This window comes from Rhodococcus sovatensis (assembly GCF_037327425.1).
Classification (GTDB): Bacteria; Actinomycetota; Actinomycetes; order Mycobacteriales; family Mycobacteriaceae; genus Rhodococcoides; species Rhodococcoides sovatense.
Genome location: NZ_CP147846.1, coordinates 4,708,520 through 4,724,869 on the forward strand (window position 1 = coordinate 4,708,520; position 16,350 = coordinate 4,724,869).

At 63.9% G+C, this 16,350-nt stretch carries 10 protein-coding genes and 1 tRNA gene; 6 read left to right on the forward strand and 5 right to left on the reverse strand.

Translation table 11 applies throughout. The features are described 5' to 3' along the window. The first annotated feature begins 35 nt into the window (after positions 1–35). Entirely contained in the window at positions 36–434 is a 399-nt protein-coding gene (locus tag WDS16_RS21980; RefSeq protein WP_068379039.1) for a TIGR03618 family F420-dependent PPOX class oxidoreductase, read from the forward strand. Here the strand turns inward: WDS16_RS21980 and WDS16_RS21985 are convergent. Next, positions 431–1,813: an MFS transporter gene (locus tag WDS16_RS21985; protein ID WP_338887683.1), complete on the reverse strand. Its 1,383-nt coding sequence runs from the start codon at positions 1,811–1,813 to the stop codon at positions 431–433. The two genes, WDS16_RS21980 and WDS16_RS21985, sit on opposite strands and share 4 nt — an antisense overlap. Positions 1,814–1,895: 82 nt before the next feature. On the opposite strand from WDS16_RS21985, the gene WDS16_RS21990 reads away from it, so the two are divergent. The 4 genes from WDS16_RS21990 (at position 1,896) to WDS16_RS22005 (ending at position 6,682) form a co-directional block, all read left to right on the forward strand. Next, positions 1,896–2,798 carry a LysR family transcriptional regulator gene (locus WDS16_RS21990; protein ID WP_338887685.1) on the forward strand — a complete coding sequence of 301 codons (903 nt, stop codon included), beginning with the start codon at positions 1,896–1,898 and terminating at the stop codon, positions 2,796–2,798. A gap of 107 nt (positions 2,799–2,905) precedes the next feature. Further along, entirely contained in the window at positions 2,906–3,502 is a 597-nt protein-coding gene (locus tag WDS16_RS21995; protein WP_338893567.1) for a histidine phosphatase family protein, read from the forward strand. A gap of 126 nt (positions 3,503–3,628) precedes the next feature. After that, positions 3,629–5,074 carry a phage infection protein gene (locus WDS16_RS22000; RefSeq protein WP_338887687.1) on the forward strand — a complete coding sequence of 482 codons (1,446 nt, stop codon included), beginning with the start codon at positions 3,629–3,631 and terminating at the stop codon, positions 5,072–5,074. Between the two features lie 87 nt (positions 5,075–5,161). Continuing rightward, entirely contained in the window at positions 5,162–6,682 is a 1,521-nt protein-coding gene (locus WDS16_RS22005; protein WP_338887689.1) for an MFS transporter, read from the forward strand. Here WDS16_RS22005 and WDS16_RS22010 read toward each other — a convergent pair. From WDS16_RS22010 to WDS16_RS22025, 4 genes are all read right to left on the reverse strand, one after another. Then, complete coding sequence (locus tag WDS16_RS22010; protein ID WP_338887690.1) at positions 6,679–7,590, reverse strand: cutinase family protein; 912 nt, start codon at positions 7,588–7,590, stop codon at positions 6,679–6,681. The two genes, WDS16_RS22005 and WDS16_RS22010, sit on opposite strands and share 4 nt — an antisense overlap. A 327-nt stretch (positions 7,591–7,917) precedes the next feature. Beyond that, on the reverse strand, positions 7,918–9,369 hold the full coding sequence (locus WDS16_RS22015; RefSeq protein ID WP_338887692.1) for a glutamate synthase subunit beta: 1,452 nt from the start codon (positions 9,367–9,369) through the stop codon (positions 7,918–7,920). Further along, on the reverse strand, positions 9,362–13,951 hold the full coding sequence (gene gltB, locus WDS16_RS22020) for a glutamate synthase large subunit (protein ID WP_338887694.1): 4,590 nt from the start codon (positions 13,949–13,951) through the stop codon (positions 9,362–9,364). Before gltB ends, WDS16_RS22015 begins: the two co-directional genes overlap by 8 nt. 560 nt (positions 13,952–14,511) lie before the next feature. Beyond that, positions 14,512–14,594, reverse strand: a tRNA-Leu gene (locus WDS16_RS22025). A gap of 164 nt (positions 14,595–14,758) precedes the next feature. Between WDS16_RS22025 and WDS16_RS22030 the strand changes: the two genes are divergently transcribed. Beyond that, entirely contained in the window at positions 14,759–16,240 is a 1,482-nt protein-coding gene (locus WDS16_RS22030; protein WP_338887695.1) for an FhaA domain-containing protein, read from the forward strand. Positions 16,241–16,350: the final 110 nt, after the last annotated feature.

A 16,350-nucleotide genomic window follows, 5' to 3' on the forward strand; every position in this document is an offset into this window, starting at 1 on the left:
AACGTCGATCTCGACTCCTCGGTAGGCTCGACGACATGCCGAAGCCACCGTTGCCCGAAGATGCAATCGAAATCCTGAAGAAGCCGAACCCTGCCGTCATGGCTGTCGTACGCGCCGACGGAACACCGATCACCGCGCCGACCTGGTACCTGTGGGAGGACGGCAAGATCGTGCTGAACTTCCAGGCCGACCGCAAGCGCCTCGAACACATCCGCGGCAACCCGAAGGTTTCGATATCGGTGCTCGACGAAGCCAGCTGGTACACCCACGTGACCGTGCACGGCACCATCACGTTGCAGGACGATCCCGATCTGGTCGACATCGACCGCATCTCCACCTTCTACACCGGAGACCCGTATCCGGTGCGCGACCAGGCTCGAGTCACCGGCTACCTCGAAATCGACGCGTACGTCGGTTGGGGCAAAGTCGGCTAATGATCTCTCTCCCGGTGGCGGTCACCATCGCATCGGTGTGCGTAGGTTTCGTTCTGTTCGTGTCCGCTGCTGCGGGCGCCCAGCAGAGATGGGATCGCCGACGCGTCATTGCACTTCTGGTGGTCGCGATCTGCTGCATTTCCGTCGTGCCGTTGACGGTCGCGCTCGTTGCGGCGGTCTGATCCCGCCACCAGCATGATCACCGCGGCGAGCACCGCCAAGCCCATCACGAACGACGCCATCGCGGTCCACCCGAACTGTTGGTAGATCACGCCGCCGAACCACCCTACGACGCTCGATCCGCCGTAGTAGAACAGGTTGTACAGCGACGTCGCCTGCGCTCGGCCGACGATCGCCCGCTGTCCGGTCCACCCCGAGGCAATGGCATGAGCTGCGAAGAACCCGATGGTGAGCACGACCAGTCCGAGGAGTATCACGACGAGATTGCTGCTGATCGTCAACGAAACGCCCGCAATCATGACGACGGTGGATCCTGCTAGGACGGGTCCACGGCCACGCTTGACCGCCAGCAAACCGGCGACCCGCGAGGACACCGTCCCGCTCAGATACGCGATGAAAATGAGACTGATGATCGACTGCGGCAACCCGAACGGCACACCCTCCAGCCTGAACCCGAGGAAGTTGTAGATCGCGACGAAGCCGCCCATCAGGAGAAAGCCCTGCGCGTACAGCGCGAGCATTCCCGGTTCACGAAGGTTCGCCCACAATCTCGCACTCAGCGACGGACCGTCGGACGCGGTCCCGAGGAAGCGTCGAGGCTTCGGGGCGAGTAGCAGAAACAGCCCGGCAGCGACGGCAGCGATCACGGACACTGTCAGAGTGCCGATGCGCCAGTTCGTGAATTCTGCAACCGGACCCGCCACGATCCGTCCGAGCAGACCGCCGAGCGTCGTCCCCGACACGTAGGTCGCTGCTGCAAGCGCGGTGTGCTTACGGTGCACCTCTTCGCTGAGGTACGCGATTGCGATGGCAGGCAGCCCACCGAGAGCCGCGCCCTCGAAGAAGCGAATCGACAGAAGCACCGGAAGCGACGACGACAGCGGTACGATCAGACCCAGCACTGTCGCTGTGACGACCGAGATGCTCATCGCGCGTACCCGGCCGATCCGGTCGGCGACCACCGACCAGGGCAGCACCGACACCGCGACTCCGACGGTTGCCAGTCCGACAGCGAGCGAGGATTGCGACGGCGTGATCTCCAGGCTCGATGCGATGAGCGGCAGGATGCCCTGGACCGAATAGAGCTGAGCGAACGACGCGATACCCGCGAACAGCAGTGCTGCGACGAGTCGCTTGTACTGGCGAGAGCCGCGTGGGTGGCCCTCCCACTCGAGCGAAGATTCGGACATCGAACTCATTGCTTCGACGCTATGACTCGAAACTACCTACGTCCAATGCATGAACCGGGTCAATTCGATACGTCAGCGATATGATTCAGCGATGCGCGACGAGGCGAGGGACCTGCTGGCCCTCATTCCGACGCTCCTCGCTGTCGCCGACACCGAGCACATCACCGAAGCGTCGGATCTCCTCGGCATCCCGCAGCCCACCGTCAGCCGACAGATCGCCCGGGCGTCGAAGATCCTCGGTGTGGAGATCGTCGAGCGGCGAGGTCGCGGGATCGCCCTGACCACCGCGGGACGAATTCTGATGCCGTACCTGCACCGTGTCGCCGTAGACCTCGAGGCGGGGTTGGACGCCATGAGCAAGCACGACGCCACAGCGCGCGGGCGCATCTCGATCAGCTTCCAGAACACGCTCGGCGAGGACATCGTGCCTGCCCTGATCAAGCAGTTTCGCGGAGAGCACCCCGCGGTGACCTTCGAACTCGATCAGGGGGCGCGTGCACGGTGCCTCGACCGTCTCGACGACGCAGCAGCCGACCTCGCGTTCGTTTCTCTCAGCACCGAGCACACGGCGACGAACTCGTTCCAGCTCTACGACGAACGTCTGGTCCTCGTCGTTCCTGCCGACCATCCGTTGGCCGGCGCACGCTCGGTGGACCTCGCCGACACGGCCGAAGAGAACTACGTCGCGATGGGTCACGGTTTCGGCATGCGGTCGATCTGCGACGAGCTCTGGTCCGGCGCCGGCATCGCTCCCGAGATCGCCTTCGAGGGCCAGGACATCCATACGCTGCGCGGACTCGTCGGCGCCGGGCTCGGGATCAGCATCCTTCCGCGGATGCGCAGCCACGGCCGGGAAACGGTCGAGGTGCGAATCGCGGATCCAGCAGCACGACGACGCATCGGGATGGTCTGGTCCACCCGCCAGCACGCGAGCCAGGTCGAGGCGTTTCGATCGATGGTCATCCGCAACGGCCGCGGCCTGGTCGTCAGGTGAGGTGGCTCCGCCACCAGTGGCACGATTAAGTGCATCGGGGTGCACTCAATCGTGCCACTGGCGCGGAGCGCCAGAACGTCGAAACCTCGCTGTGGTTGAGTAAGTCCGTGCAGCTGATTCTGGTACGCCACGCGCTTCCGCTCCGTTCCGAAGAGTCCGCCGACCCACCGCTCGCCGAACTCGGGCACCAGCAGGCAGCACGCATTCCCGACGCCCTGGCGCGGTTCGGCGTCGCGCGTGCCGTCGCCAGCACCCAGTTGCGCGCGCTGGAGACCGGGGCCTCGCTTGCCACGCACCGCGGTCTGCATCTCGACTCCGACGAGCGCCTCACCGAGTACGACCGCGACTTCGGCGGTTACGTCCCCATCGAGGACGCGCGCACCGAATTCGCCGACGCCTTTGCGCGCATCAAGGACGGCCACCTCCCCGAGCAGGTCGACGAGGTGGCGTTCCGCGCTCGTGTCCTCGAGGGGGTCGCGGCGGCGGTCCACGGCGTCGAGCACACCGATACCGTCGTGGTCTTCGCGCACGGAGGTGTCATCAACATCGTGCTGCAGGACATTCTCACGACTCCGAAGGTGCTCGGATTTCCGATCGACTACTGTTCGATCACACGAATCCTGTACTCACGCAACGGTAAACGCTCGGTTGCGTCGATCAACGAGACGCAGCATGTGTGGGATCTACTGCCGCGCAACCGCTAGATTCCCCCGTCGCGCGCCAGATCCTCATAGACCTCTTAAACTGCCAGCTCACACCGTCATTTTGACGGAATATGTGCGGTGAGCTGGTCGAAGCGCACCCGAACGCCGGTTAGCCTCAGAACCACTATGGGTAAATTCCGCGTTCTCCGCAGGCCGTCCGCTGCTCTCGTCGCCATTGCCTTTCCTCTGGTGGCTGCCGGTGCGTTCGCGCTCGGTGCCGGATACGACCTGAGCCCTGCCACCGAAACGTCCACGCCACCCGCGACAGCCACCCAGAACACCGCAGCCGGAGACCCGCTGGCGGAGTCGCGGAGCAGCCTGCAGCAAGCCGGTTTACCCCTGAGCTTTCTGGCCGGCGGAATCACGCAGTTGACCGATGGCGGCAATCAACTCAACGACGGCGTCGTGCAGCTCTCCGACGGCATCACCCAGGCTCACGACGGCACAATTCAGCTCGCCGATGGTTTCGGCCAGTATCGCGCCGGCATAGGCCAACTCGGCGATGGCGCGTCGCAGATCAGTGGTGGAGTCGACCAGCTCGTCGACCGCCTGTCCGCGTTCGGTGCGCAGCAGGCCGAATTCACGGCTGCGCTGGACGCCGCGGCCTCCCAGGTCGACGCCTTCCCCCACCCCGGTTCCGACGCCATCTCCGGCCAGATCCGCGGCGTCATCGACACTCTGAACACGCAGGGTTTCGGACCGTCGACTCTCGCGGATCTCCAAACCCTCAAGAGCGGCGCGCAACAGCTGTCCGGCGAGCTCAACGACCCCTCCAGCCAATTCCTGACGGCGACCGGTCAGCTGGGTGACGCCACAGTCCAGCTTCGTGACGGACTCGGCCAACTCGACGACGGTGGCGGCCAACTCCGCGCCGGAACCGATCAGCTCATCACCGCAGTAGAACCCGTCACGGGTATCGTCGACGGCATTTCAACCAACGTCCAGGACGCGACGACCGGGCTTCCGACTGCCAAGGAACTGTCCGCACCCGCAACCTCAACCGACACCGCCGCGTCCACGTCCAGCACGCCGGTCGCGCCCTACCTCATCGCCGCTCTCGTCGCTGTGGGAGCGATCGGTGCCGTCAGCCTGGTACGAGTACTGAGCCGCGACTCTCGCTTCCGGTGGATCGCCGCCGCCGTCGCAATCCTGGCCGTCGGAGTATGCGCGGCACTGGCGTTCGCATTCACTGCGCCGGAAGCGGGCATCGGAGCACTGTTGGCCGCAGGCATCTTTCTCGTCGTATCCGCCGCTGCCTACCTCACGGCTGCGGGCGCGATCCAACGTCTGCTCGGCGCCACCGTCGGACAAGCCGTCAACATCGCGTTACTCGTTGTCCAGGTGGTCGTCTGCGGCGCCGCCTACGCGAGCAGCGCAGCAATCTGGGTACACCTGTCGGCCTTCATGCCGATGGCCTACACCGCCGCCGGTGCTCGTGAGATCGGCTATTCAGCCATGACGTCGACCGGTGGGCTCGCCGTCCCCATGACGGTCGTACTGCTGGTAGTTTCCGCACTCGTCTACCGAGCTACCGACAACTCCCGCGAGACGGTGTCACCCGACTACGCGTAGCCCTCGACTCGAGCACCCCGAAGCGCCGACGGTACCGTCAGGTACGCATTCGTATCGCGAACGTCGTGGTCGGGAAGAAGGGGAGTCGTGAACGAGAAGGCGACGCGCAAGGACTGGCTCGGGCTGAGTGTCCTCGTCATTCCCATCCTGCTCGTATCGATGGACATCTCAGTGCTCTACCTGGCGCTTCCCGCGGTCGCCGCCGATCTCGAACCGACCAGCAACCAGACACTGTGGATCCTCGATCTCTACGGGTTCTTCCTGGCCGGGTTGCTCATCACGATGGGCTCTGTCGGCGACCGTATCGGCAGACGCAGGTTGTTGATGATCGGTGCGGTCGTGTTCGGCGCGGCGTCGGTGCTGGCCGCGTTCTCGACCTCCCCCGAAATGCTCCTGGTCGCGCGCGCACTCCTCGGTGTCGGCGGAGCAACGATCGCACCGAGCACGCTGTCCTTGATCCGCAACATGTTTCACGATCCCGGCCAACGCAAGGAAGCTATCGGAATGTGGACGGCGGGCTTCGCGGGTGGTGGTGCCATCGGTCCGGTGATCGGCGGATTCCTGCTCGAACACTTCTGGTGGGGATCGGTGTTCCTCGTCAACATACCGATCATGGCTCTACTGCTGGTCACTGCACCACTACTCGTCCCGGAGTTCAAGGATCCGAATCCAGGCAAGTTCGATCCGACCAGTGTCGTTCTGTCGATCGCGGCGATGCTCGGCATCGTCTACGCGATCAAGCATGGCGCACAGGAGGGCTTCGACACTGCAACGATTTCCACGGCACTCGGGGGCCTTGTTCTCGGCTACCTCTTCGTCGTCCGACAGCGGCGTGCCACCGATCCCCTTATCGACATCACGTTGTTCACCGAAAGAGCGTTCAGTGCAGCAGTTCTCGTACAGTTCCTGGTGATCTTCGCCCTCACCGGGTTCAGTCTGTTCGCCTCGCAGTACCTGCAGCTGTTGGTCGGCCTCGGGCCGCTGGCCGCCGGACTGTGGTTGCTGATTCCTGCGGGCACTGCCGGGGTGGGTGCGATCTTGTCGCCGACGCTGAGCAAGATCGTCCCGACGGGCACCATCATCGCCGGTGGGCTGGTACTCATCGCGGTCGGTTCGCTGACACTGAGCTTCGTGGGAGCGGACTCCGGCATACCGTTGATGATCATCGGGATGTCACTCATCACACTCGGAGTCGGCGCTGCATCTACCTTGAACTCCGACATCGTCCTCACCGCCGCAGCTCCTGAAAAGGCAGGCACGGCATCGGCATTGTCGGAGACGGGCGCCGAGCTGGGTGGTGCAGTCGGCATCGCTATCCTCGGCACGATCGGCACCACGGTCTACCGAAACCGCCTCCAGGACTCACTCCCTCCGGAAACTCCCCCCGACATCGCCGGCCCTGCGTCGGAAACCGTCGGAGGCGGCATGGCGGTCGCCGAGTACCTGCCCGCACCACTGAACGACGCCCTCCGCGAACTCGCCGCATCGGGCTTCGTCGACGGTTTGAATCTCGCGGCGGCCTGGTGTGCGGCAGGTATGGGGATATCGGCGTTCGTCGTGTACCTGTTGTTGCGCGGCAAGCGGTTACAGCCACACTTGGTTGATTAGATACTGTCCCGCAGGTAGTTGGCGAGCCACGTCGTTGCACTGGTTCCGTTGGAATCGACGGCGTACGAACCGTATTCCTGATGGACACCGGAGCGGTAGAACGCCTCGATCTCACGTCTGCGTTGCTGGTTCGCCTGATCGGACAGTTGGCCCTGCAGTGTCGGCAGGCCTCCTGCCGACGCGATGTCGCCCAGTAGAACTTCCGCATCCTGCTGCGCCTGCGCGGCAACGGCCGGGTTCGGATCGGAGGACACGGCCAGGAAGCCGGCGAGCCGAGCGACGTAGTCGTCCTTGGGTGTCGAGCAGTACAGGTCACCGACGGCGCAGAACGTACGAACGACCGGGCTGACGAAGCCGAATCCTCCGACGCGGGGGCCTCCGACTCCGGTGCCGACTACCTGGGGTCCGACGAGCGCGTCCGCGTCGGAACGCTTGGGATCGGAGATCAGACCCACCGCAGCGACGCGATCTGCAGGCACGACGCCGAGGCCGGTGCCGATGGACGCTGCCAAGTCACCTGCCGCGTCGGCACCTTGGCTGTAGCCGATGATGCCGAATTTGGTTGCGCCGCACTGATCGGCCATGGCCTTGATCATGCCGCCCGCGTTGGCGGTCGCCACTGCTCGGGATTCGCCGTAGATTCCGCCCTCCCACGGGAACGCCGTAGCGGGGTAGGACACGTAGTCGGTACGGATATCGGAACCGGCGATACGATCGGTCACCGCAGTCAGCATGCCCGGCTTCGGTGCCGCCCCCGAACTGGTCTCCCAAGTGCCGGGAATCGCGACGACGTACAGGCCTGGGCAGGATGCTGGATCTGCCGATGCAGTGACTGTGGGCAGGGCGGTGACTCCTGCAACAACGGCCACGACCGATCCGATGGTGGCGACGAGCTTCTTCACGCGCATGATGCGGCCTCACTGCTTAGCGGACTTTCGACTTCGCGAGCGAGAATTCCACGCTCCGATGTCGAAACGATGCCCAATCGGTAAACAGAGGTTACCTAAAAGTATGAGCGCGCATACACCGAGACGAAAACGAGGTTATGGCACGGGAAAACGTGCGCATGGCCCGGTGTTCCGGCGATCGCTTGAATGGTCCATTCATACGATCAGATGGCTGGAAAGTCCCATTCAAGCGGGGAGAATGCGGACGACCCACCGCTCGAACGGTCCATCCATACGATCAGATGGCTACGGTAGACCATTCAAGCGGTGGGTCGGCGTGCGAGAAAACTACCGCTGCGGCGCCTGAGTGGGGACGATCGGCGACGGCAACGCGGTGGCACCCTGAAGGAATGTGTCGACGGCGGCTGCGCAGGACCGGCCTTCGGCGATCGCCCAGACGATCAACGACTGGCCGCGGCCCATGTCACCCGCAACGAAGACGCCTGGAACGTTGGTGACCCATTCCTTCGAACGCTGCACGTTGCCGCGCTCGTTCAAGTCGACTCCGAGATCGGTGAGCAGACCAGGCTTTTCCGGTCCGACGAAGCCCATGGCCAGCAGCACGAGATCGGCTTCGAGCGTGAATTCGCTGCCCTCGATCTTCTCGAACTTGCCGGCCTTGAACTCGACCTCATGTGCTTCGAGTGCGGTGACCTTGCCGTCCTTGCCGAGGAAGCGCTCGGTGTTCACGGAGAACACCCGCTCGCCGCCCTCTTCGTGCGCCGAGGCCACGCGATACATCAGCGGGTACAGCGGCCACGGCGTCGACGTCGCGCGTTCTTCCGGCGGCCGAGCCATGATCTCGAACTGGTGGACGCTCTCCGCACCCTGGCGGTGCGAGGTGCCGAGGCAGTCCGCGCCGGTGTCGCCGCCGCCGATGATGACGACCTTTTTGCCCTTGGCGCTGACGGGGGGCTCGGCGAAGTCACCCTGCTGCACACGATTGGCGTGCGGCAGGAATTCCATCGCCTGGTAGATACCCTCGTTCTCGCGACCCTCGATCGGCAGGTCACGCCACGCGGTTGCTCCACCGGACAGTACGACTGCATCGAACTGTGCGCGAAGCTCGTCGGCCGAGATGTCCTTGCCGACGTCGACGCCGGTACGGAACACCGTGCCCTCGGCCTCCATCTGGGCCAGGCGACGGTCGATGTGGCGCTTCTCCATCTTGAACTCGGGAATGCCGTAGCGAAGTAGGCCACCGATGCGATCGGCACGCTCGAACACCGTGACGGTGTGGCCGGCGCGCGTGAGTTGCTGCGCTGCAGCAAGTCCCGCAGGTCCGGAGCCGACGACGGCGACGGTCTTGCCGGTCAGGTGCGTCGGGTAGACCGGGGTGACCCAACCTTCCTCGAAAGCCTTGTCGATGATCTCGACCTCGACCTGCTTGATCGTCACCGGATCCTGGTTGATGCCCAGAACACAGGACGCTTCACACGGCGCCGGACACAACCGACCGGTGAACTCCGGAAAGTTGTTGGTGGCGTGCAGCCGGTCGATGCTCTCGCGCCAACGGTCCTTGTACACCAGGTCGTTCCACTCGGGAATCAGATTCCCGAGCGGGCAACCGTTGTGGCAGAACGGGACACCGCAATCCATGCATCGGCTCGCCTGGGTCCGCAGTGTGTCCTTGGAGAAGTCCTCGTAGACCTCTTTCCAGTCCATCAGCCGCAGGTCGACGGGACGCCGCTTCGGCAGTTCACGAACGGTGTTCTTCAAGAATCCTTGTGGGTCACCCACGAGCTGCCTCCATGATTGCCTCGTCCACGTCCGCGCCGTTCTTCTCGGCCTCGGAGATGGCGAGCAGTACCTTCTTGTAATCGCGCGGCATGACCTTCACGAAGTGGTTCACCTGCTGTGACCAGTCCGCGAGGATTCGCTCTGCAACCTCGGATCCCGTTTCGTCGTAGTGACGTGTGACGATCTCCTTGAGCCAGGTGAACTCGTCACCCTCGATGCTCTCGATATCGACGAGTTCGGTATTCAGGTTCGCTTCGAACGTCTTGTTCGGATCGAAGATGAACGCGACTCCCCCGGACATCCCGGCACCGAAGTTACGTCCGGTCTCACCGATGATGACGACCTTGCCGCCCGTCATGTACTCGCAACCGTGATCGCCGACGCCTTCGACGACTGCCACTGCTCCGGAGTTACGTACGGCGAAACGTTCCCCGACGACACCGCGGATGAGAGCCTCACCCTGCGTCGCACCGAACAGGAACACGTTTCCGCCGATGATGTTGTCCTCGGCGACGAATCCCGCTGGTGCGTTGAGCGACGGGCGCAGAACGATGCGTCCGCCCGACAGGCCCTTGCCGACGAAGTCGTTGGCGTCGCCGTGCAGCCTCAGCGTCATGCCCGAAGGCACGAACGCACCGAAGCTGTTGCCCGCCGAACCGGTGAACGTGATATCGATCGTGTTGTCGGGCAGTCCGACTCCGCCGTACGCCTTGGTCAACTCGTGCCCGAGCATCGTGCCGACCGTGCGGTTGACGTTGGTGATCTTCGACTCGAAGGTCACCTTCTCGCCCTTGTCGAGGGCGTTGCGGCTCTGCGCGATGAGCTGCTGATCGAGAGCCTTGTCGAGTCCGTGATCCTGAACGCCCGTGTTGTAGAGGTCCTGGTTCATGAAGGCCGACTCGACCTCGTCGAGGATCGGCGAGAGGTCCAGCTTCGACGCCTTCCACGCTTCCTTGGCAGCGGTCGTGTCGAGCAACCCGACCTGACCGACGGCCTCGTCGAGCGTGCGGAAGCCGAGTTGCGCCATGAGCTCACGGACCTCTTCGGCGATGAACATGAAGAAGTTCTCGACGAACTCGGGCTTGCCCGCGAAACGCTTGCGCAGCACCGGGTTCTGCGTCGCAACACCGACTGGACAGGTGTCGAGGTGGCAGACGCGCATCATGATGCAGCCCGACACGACGAGAGGCGCGGTGGCGAAACCGAACTCCTCACCACCGAGCAGCGCCGCGACCATGACGTCACGGCCGGTCTTGAGTTGGCCGTCGACCTGAACGACGATGCGATCGCGAAGTCCGTTGAGCAGCAACGTCTGCTGGGTCTCGGCCAGCCCGAGCTCCCACGGTCCACCTGCATGCTTGACCGACGTCAACGGTGTAGCACCCGTGCCACCGTCGTGGCCCGAGATGAGCACCACGTCGGCGTGCGCCTTGGAGACACCAGCGGCGACCGTTCCGACGCCGACCTCGGAGACGAGCTTGACGTGGATGCGAGCCTGCGGGTTGGCGTTCTTCAGATCGTGGATCAGCTGAGCGAGATCCTCGATCGAGTAGATGTCGTGGTGCGGCGGCGGCGAGATCAACCCGACGCCTGGCGTCGAGTGCCGAACCTCGGCAACCCAGGGGTACACCTTGTGCGCCGGAAGCTGGCCGCCCTCACCGGGCTTCGCGCCCTGCGCCATCTTGATCTGGATGTCCGTGCAGTTGGTCAAGTAGTGCGAGGTGACACCGAAGCGGCCCGACGCGACCTGCTTGATGGCCGAGCGTCGCCAGTCACCGTTCTCGTCCGGCTCGAAGCGTGAGACGTCCTCGCCGCCCTCTCCGGAGTTCGATCGGCCGCCGAGGCGGTTCATCGCGATCGCCAGTGTCTCGTGCGCCTCGGCGGAGATGGAGCCGTAGCTCATCGCACCCGTCGAGAAGCGTTTGACGATCTCCGACGCCGGCTCGACCTCGTCGATCGAGATCGGCTGACGATCCTCGGTTTTGAAGCGGAACAGACCACGCAGCGACGCAAGGCGCTCGGACTGGTCGTCGACCATCTTCGTGTATTCCTTGAAGACGTCGTACTGACCCGTGCGAGTGGAGTGCTGAAGCTTGAACACAGTGTCGGGGTTGAAGAGATGGTATTCCCCTTCCCGACGCCACTGGTACTCGCCACCCGTCTCGAGCTCGCGGTGGGCGCGCTCCTGACGGTTGGTCAGGTACGCGACGGAGTGGCGTGCGGCCACATCCTGTGCGACCTGCTCGAGGTCGATGCCACCGAGGTGGCTGTTCAGTCCGGTGAAGTACTCGTCGACGAGATCCTGGGACAGGCCGATGACCTGGAACAGCTGCGCGCCGGTGTAGGACGCCAGCGTCGAGATGCCCATCTTGGACATCACCTTGAGTACACCCTTGCCTGCGGCCTTGATGTAGTTGGCGACGGCCTTGTCGAAGTCGATGTCGGTGAGGGCACCGCGTTCGATCATGTCCTCGATGGACTCGAATGCCATGTACGGGTTGACCGCTGCTGCTCCGAATCCGATCAGCAGTGCCATGTGGTGCACCTCGCGGGCGTCACCGGCCTCGATGATCAAACCGACCTTGGTACGGGTCTTCTCGCGAACGAGGTGGTGGTGCACCGCGGAGGTCAGCAGCAACGACGGGATCGGTGCGAGCTTCTCGCTCGACTCACGATCGGACAGCACGATGATGCGTGCGCCGCCGGAGATCGCCGCGGAAACCTGAGTTCGGATGGCTTCCAACGACGCGCGCAGGCCCTCGCCGCCGTCGGCGACCGGGTACAGACCGCGGACGACGACCGAACGCAGTTCTTCCTGGGTGCCGTCGTCGTTGATGTGGACAAGCTTGGACAGATCGTCGTTGTGCAGGATCGGCTGTGGGAGCACGATTTGCTTGCAAGCATCGGGACCTGGGTTGAGGAGGTCACCCTCGGGTCCGATGGTGCCACCGAGGCTTGTGACGATCTCCTCGCGGATGGCGTCGAGCGGCGGGTTGGTGACCTGCGCGAAAAGCTGTGAGAAGTAATCGAACAGCATCCGCGGACGCGTCGAGAGCACTGCGATAGGCGTGTCGGTGCCCATCGAGCCGATGGCCTCCGCCCCGGTCTTCGCCATCGGCGAGACGAGTACGTTCAGTTCCTCGTTGGTGTACCCGAAGATCTGCTGACGGATCAGCACACGATCGTGCGGCATGTGGACGTGCGGGCGATCCGGCAGGTCGTCGATCGAGGTCAGACCCTCGTCGAGCCACTGCTGGTACGGGTGCTCGGCGGCGAGCTCGTCTTTGATCTCGTCGTCGGAGACGATGCGGCCCTGCGCGGTGTCGACGAGGAACATGCGGCCCGGTTGCAGGCGAACCTTGCGGACGACCTTCGACGGGTCGATGTCCAGTACGCCGACCTCGGACGCCATGACGACGAGACCGTCGTCGGTGACCCAGAGACGGCTCGGGCGTAACCCGTTGCGGTCGAGAACTGCGCCGATGACGGTGCCGTCGGTGAAGCACACCGAGGCCGGTCCGTCCCAGGGCTCCATGAGCGAGGAGTGGTACTTGTAGAACGCCCGACGAGCGGGATCCATGGACTCGTGACGCTCCCATGCTTCGGGAATCATCATGAGCACGGCGTGCGGCAAGCTACGTCCACCGAGGTGGAGCAGCTCGAGGACCTCGTCGAAACGTGCTGTGTCACTTGCGCCGTGCGTGACGACTGGGAAGATCTTGGCCAGCGCCTCGGCGCCACCGAACACGTCGGACTCGATGAGAGCCTCGCGGGCTCGCATCCAATTCTCGTTGCCGGTTGCGGTGTTGATCTCGCCGTTGTGCGCGACGCGGCGGAACGGGTGCGCGAGCGGCCACGACGGGAACGTGTTGGTCGAGAAGCGCGAATGCACAAGTCCGAGAGCGCTTTCGACGCGCTCGTCCTGCAGATCCAGGTAGAAACCCTTGAGCTGCGGCGTCGTCAGCATGCCCTTGTAGACGAAGGTGGAAGGTGAGAGCGACGGGAAGTACACAGTCTCGCGGCCCGGGCCGTCCTTGCCTGCGCCTTCTTCACCCAACTCGTGTTCGACGCGCTTACGAATGACGAACGCGCGGCGCTCGAGTTCGATGTCGGTAACGGAGAAGTCGGGGGAGGCGAAGAACAACTGACGGAACGTCGGCATCGCGTCGCGCGCGAGCGCCCCGAGAGAGGAGTCGTCGGTGGGAACTTCACGCCACCCGAGGACCTTCATGCCCTCGTCTTCGACGATCTGTCGCACGCCCTCGCATGCACGGGCCGCATCGTTCTTTCCCTGCGGAAGGAAGGCGACTCCGGTGGCATATGCGCCGGCAGCGGGCAGCTCGAAATCCACGACAGCGCGGAAGAACGCGTCGGGTACCTGGATCAGGATTCCGGCGCCGTCACCGGTGTTGGGCTCGGAGCCGGCGGCGCCCCGATGTTCGAGGTTGACCAGCGCAGTGATGGCCTTCTCAACGATGTCTCGACTACGACGACCATGCATGTCCACAACGAACGCGACGCCACAGGAGTCGTGCTCGTTTCGGGGGTCGTAGAGGCCTTGGGGGCCCGGAGTGTGCTTCATACCTAGCCTTCGGATAAGTCCAGCCTTCAAGTACGTCGCAGCGGCGCGGCACGGGTCGCCGGCCGTCGCGGACGGCTATATTGGTGCCGTTCGCCGTTGAAGCAGCACCCCCGAAAACGTTCTTCGGCTAACCTCGAGCAGGTGGGCTCGTTCGTAGCGCGCAAAGCGTCTAGCGGGTGGATTCGGCTTCGGGTACGCCGGTCCAACCACAAACGATAAGTCAGCACCTAGCCCACCCCGCAACTAAGGTATACCTATATTCGCCCTTCACCTGGGGTTTCTCGAAGATCGAGCGGGCCTCATGCGGGGGTCGAGAGTCGAATTTCGGATGCACTCTGCTCGGCGATCGTGCAGCGTTTGTTCGTCCAGATCACGGCCCCGGACAGGGCGATCAGCTCGGAGAGCGGGTCCGTCGGTCGAATGTGATTGCTGCGGTGGGTTATTGACTCGGGTCCGCCTCCGAAGCGGGAGCAGCCGGTGAGCCAGGACGGCGGAATCAGGCCGAAACAAAAAATCGCAAACGACGAGAAATGCGTCGTTTGCGACTCTTGAAACTGCTGTGGGCGGAGGGGGACTTGAACCCCCACGTCCCGAAGGACACTGGCACCTGAAGCCAGCGCGTCTGCCATTCCGCCACCCGCCCGAGTGACCGGTGAACATTAACACGCACATCCGGCGGCGATGAAATCGTGTTCGTGCTTCGCCTCCAGCGGGGACTCACCGCAACCGGCAACGTATATCATGCTTGGACGACGACCTCGAGGCGACACGCGCTCGTGGCAGAAGAGATCGGGAGGAGTGGTCACCATGGGCATTGTCCAGCGTTTCGAGCGAAAGCTGCAGGGCGCGGTCGGTGACGTGTTCGCCCGTGTGTTCGGCGGCGGTGTGGTGCCGCAGGAAGTAGAAGCTGCGCTGCAGCAGGAAGCTGCCGACCGGGTTCGGCCACTCGACGGTGGCCATTACCTCGCACCCAACAGCTATGTGATCACCATCAACAATTCCGATCACGAAGAACTCGCCGCCGATCGGGATCTGACCGTCAAAGCCTTCTCCCGCCACCTCGGGGACTACATCCGTGACCAGGGGTGGCAGACCTACGGTGACATCGTGGTTCGGTTCGAACCCTCACCTACGTTGCACACGGGCCAATTCCGGGCAAGTGGTTCGGTGGATCCCGATGTGGGACGATCACCGACTGCGGCCGGCGGCAACAACCCACCGAAGAATCACACTGCGGCGCCACGAGCTTCCACGCCCGCGGAGGCTGCAGTACCCGGTCCGCGACCCGCGCGCCCGTCAGCACCACCTATGTCGACATCAGGAGCCGGCCACATGACGCAGAACCCAGGCTACGACCCGCACCGCGATCCAGCCGAAGGCTCTCACCCGGATCCGCGTGCCCGTAACGGCTACCCAGCTCAAGGCCAGGACCCTCGCTACGCTCCGCAGAACCGTGACCCGCGCGCATACGGCCAGGACTACCGCAACGGAGCATCACACGGCGGCGAACCCTATGACGCGCCGGCTCCAGCGGCGGAAGGCCAGTACGACCAGCAGGCATACGGTCAGGGCCACCAGGATCAGCCGTACAACGAACAGGGCTACGACCAGCAGCCCTACGCGGATCAGGCGTACGACCAGCAGGCATACGGACAGCAGGCATACGCAGACCCCAGCTACGACCAAAAGGCGTACGAGCAGGGCGATCAGCCCGAACAGGCGTACTCCGATCCCGCCTACGGCCAGCAGGGTTACGGCCAGCAGGGTTACGGCCAGCAGGCCTACGGTCAGCAGGCATATGGCCAGCAGGGCTACGGCCAGCAGGCCTACGCCGAGCCGGAGTACGACCAGCAGGCGTATTCCGAGCCCGCCGGCTACCAGCAGCAACCGTCGTACGACTACCCGCCGCAGCAAAGCGGCTACCCGCAGGGCCAGTACGCCACCGCGGGATACCAGCAACCCGCCTACGACTACGACGAGCCGGCGTACGCCGACAGTCAGGGACTGACCGCAACGCTGCAGCTCGAAGACGGCAGCGGACGCTACTTTCAGCTTCGCGACGGTCAGAACATCATCGGTCGCGGTCAGGACGCGCAGTTCCGCCTCCCCGACACCGGTGTGTCGCGGCGCCACGTCGAGGTCCGCTGGGACGGACGTGTGGCCATGCTGTCGGACCTCGGTTCGACCAACGGCACCACGGTCAACGGCTCACCGGTTCAGGATTGGCAATTGGCCGACGGCGACGTCATCAGGGCCGGACACTCCGAAATTCTCGTCCGCATCGTTTAACCGGCGTCACCAGTATGGTGATCGGCACACGCAGCTTCACTCTAGGATGCTGCGTGAGAAGTCGTGTCGCCTCGCATGCGCATACTCGGTGGAATACGGTTCATTCCTCC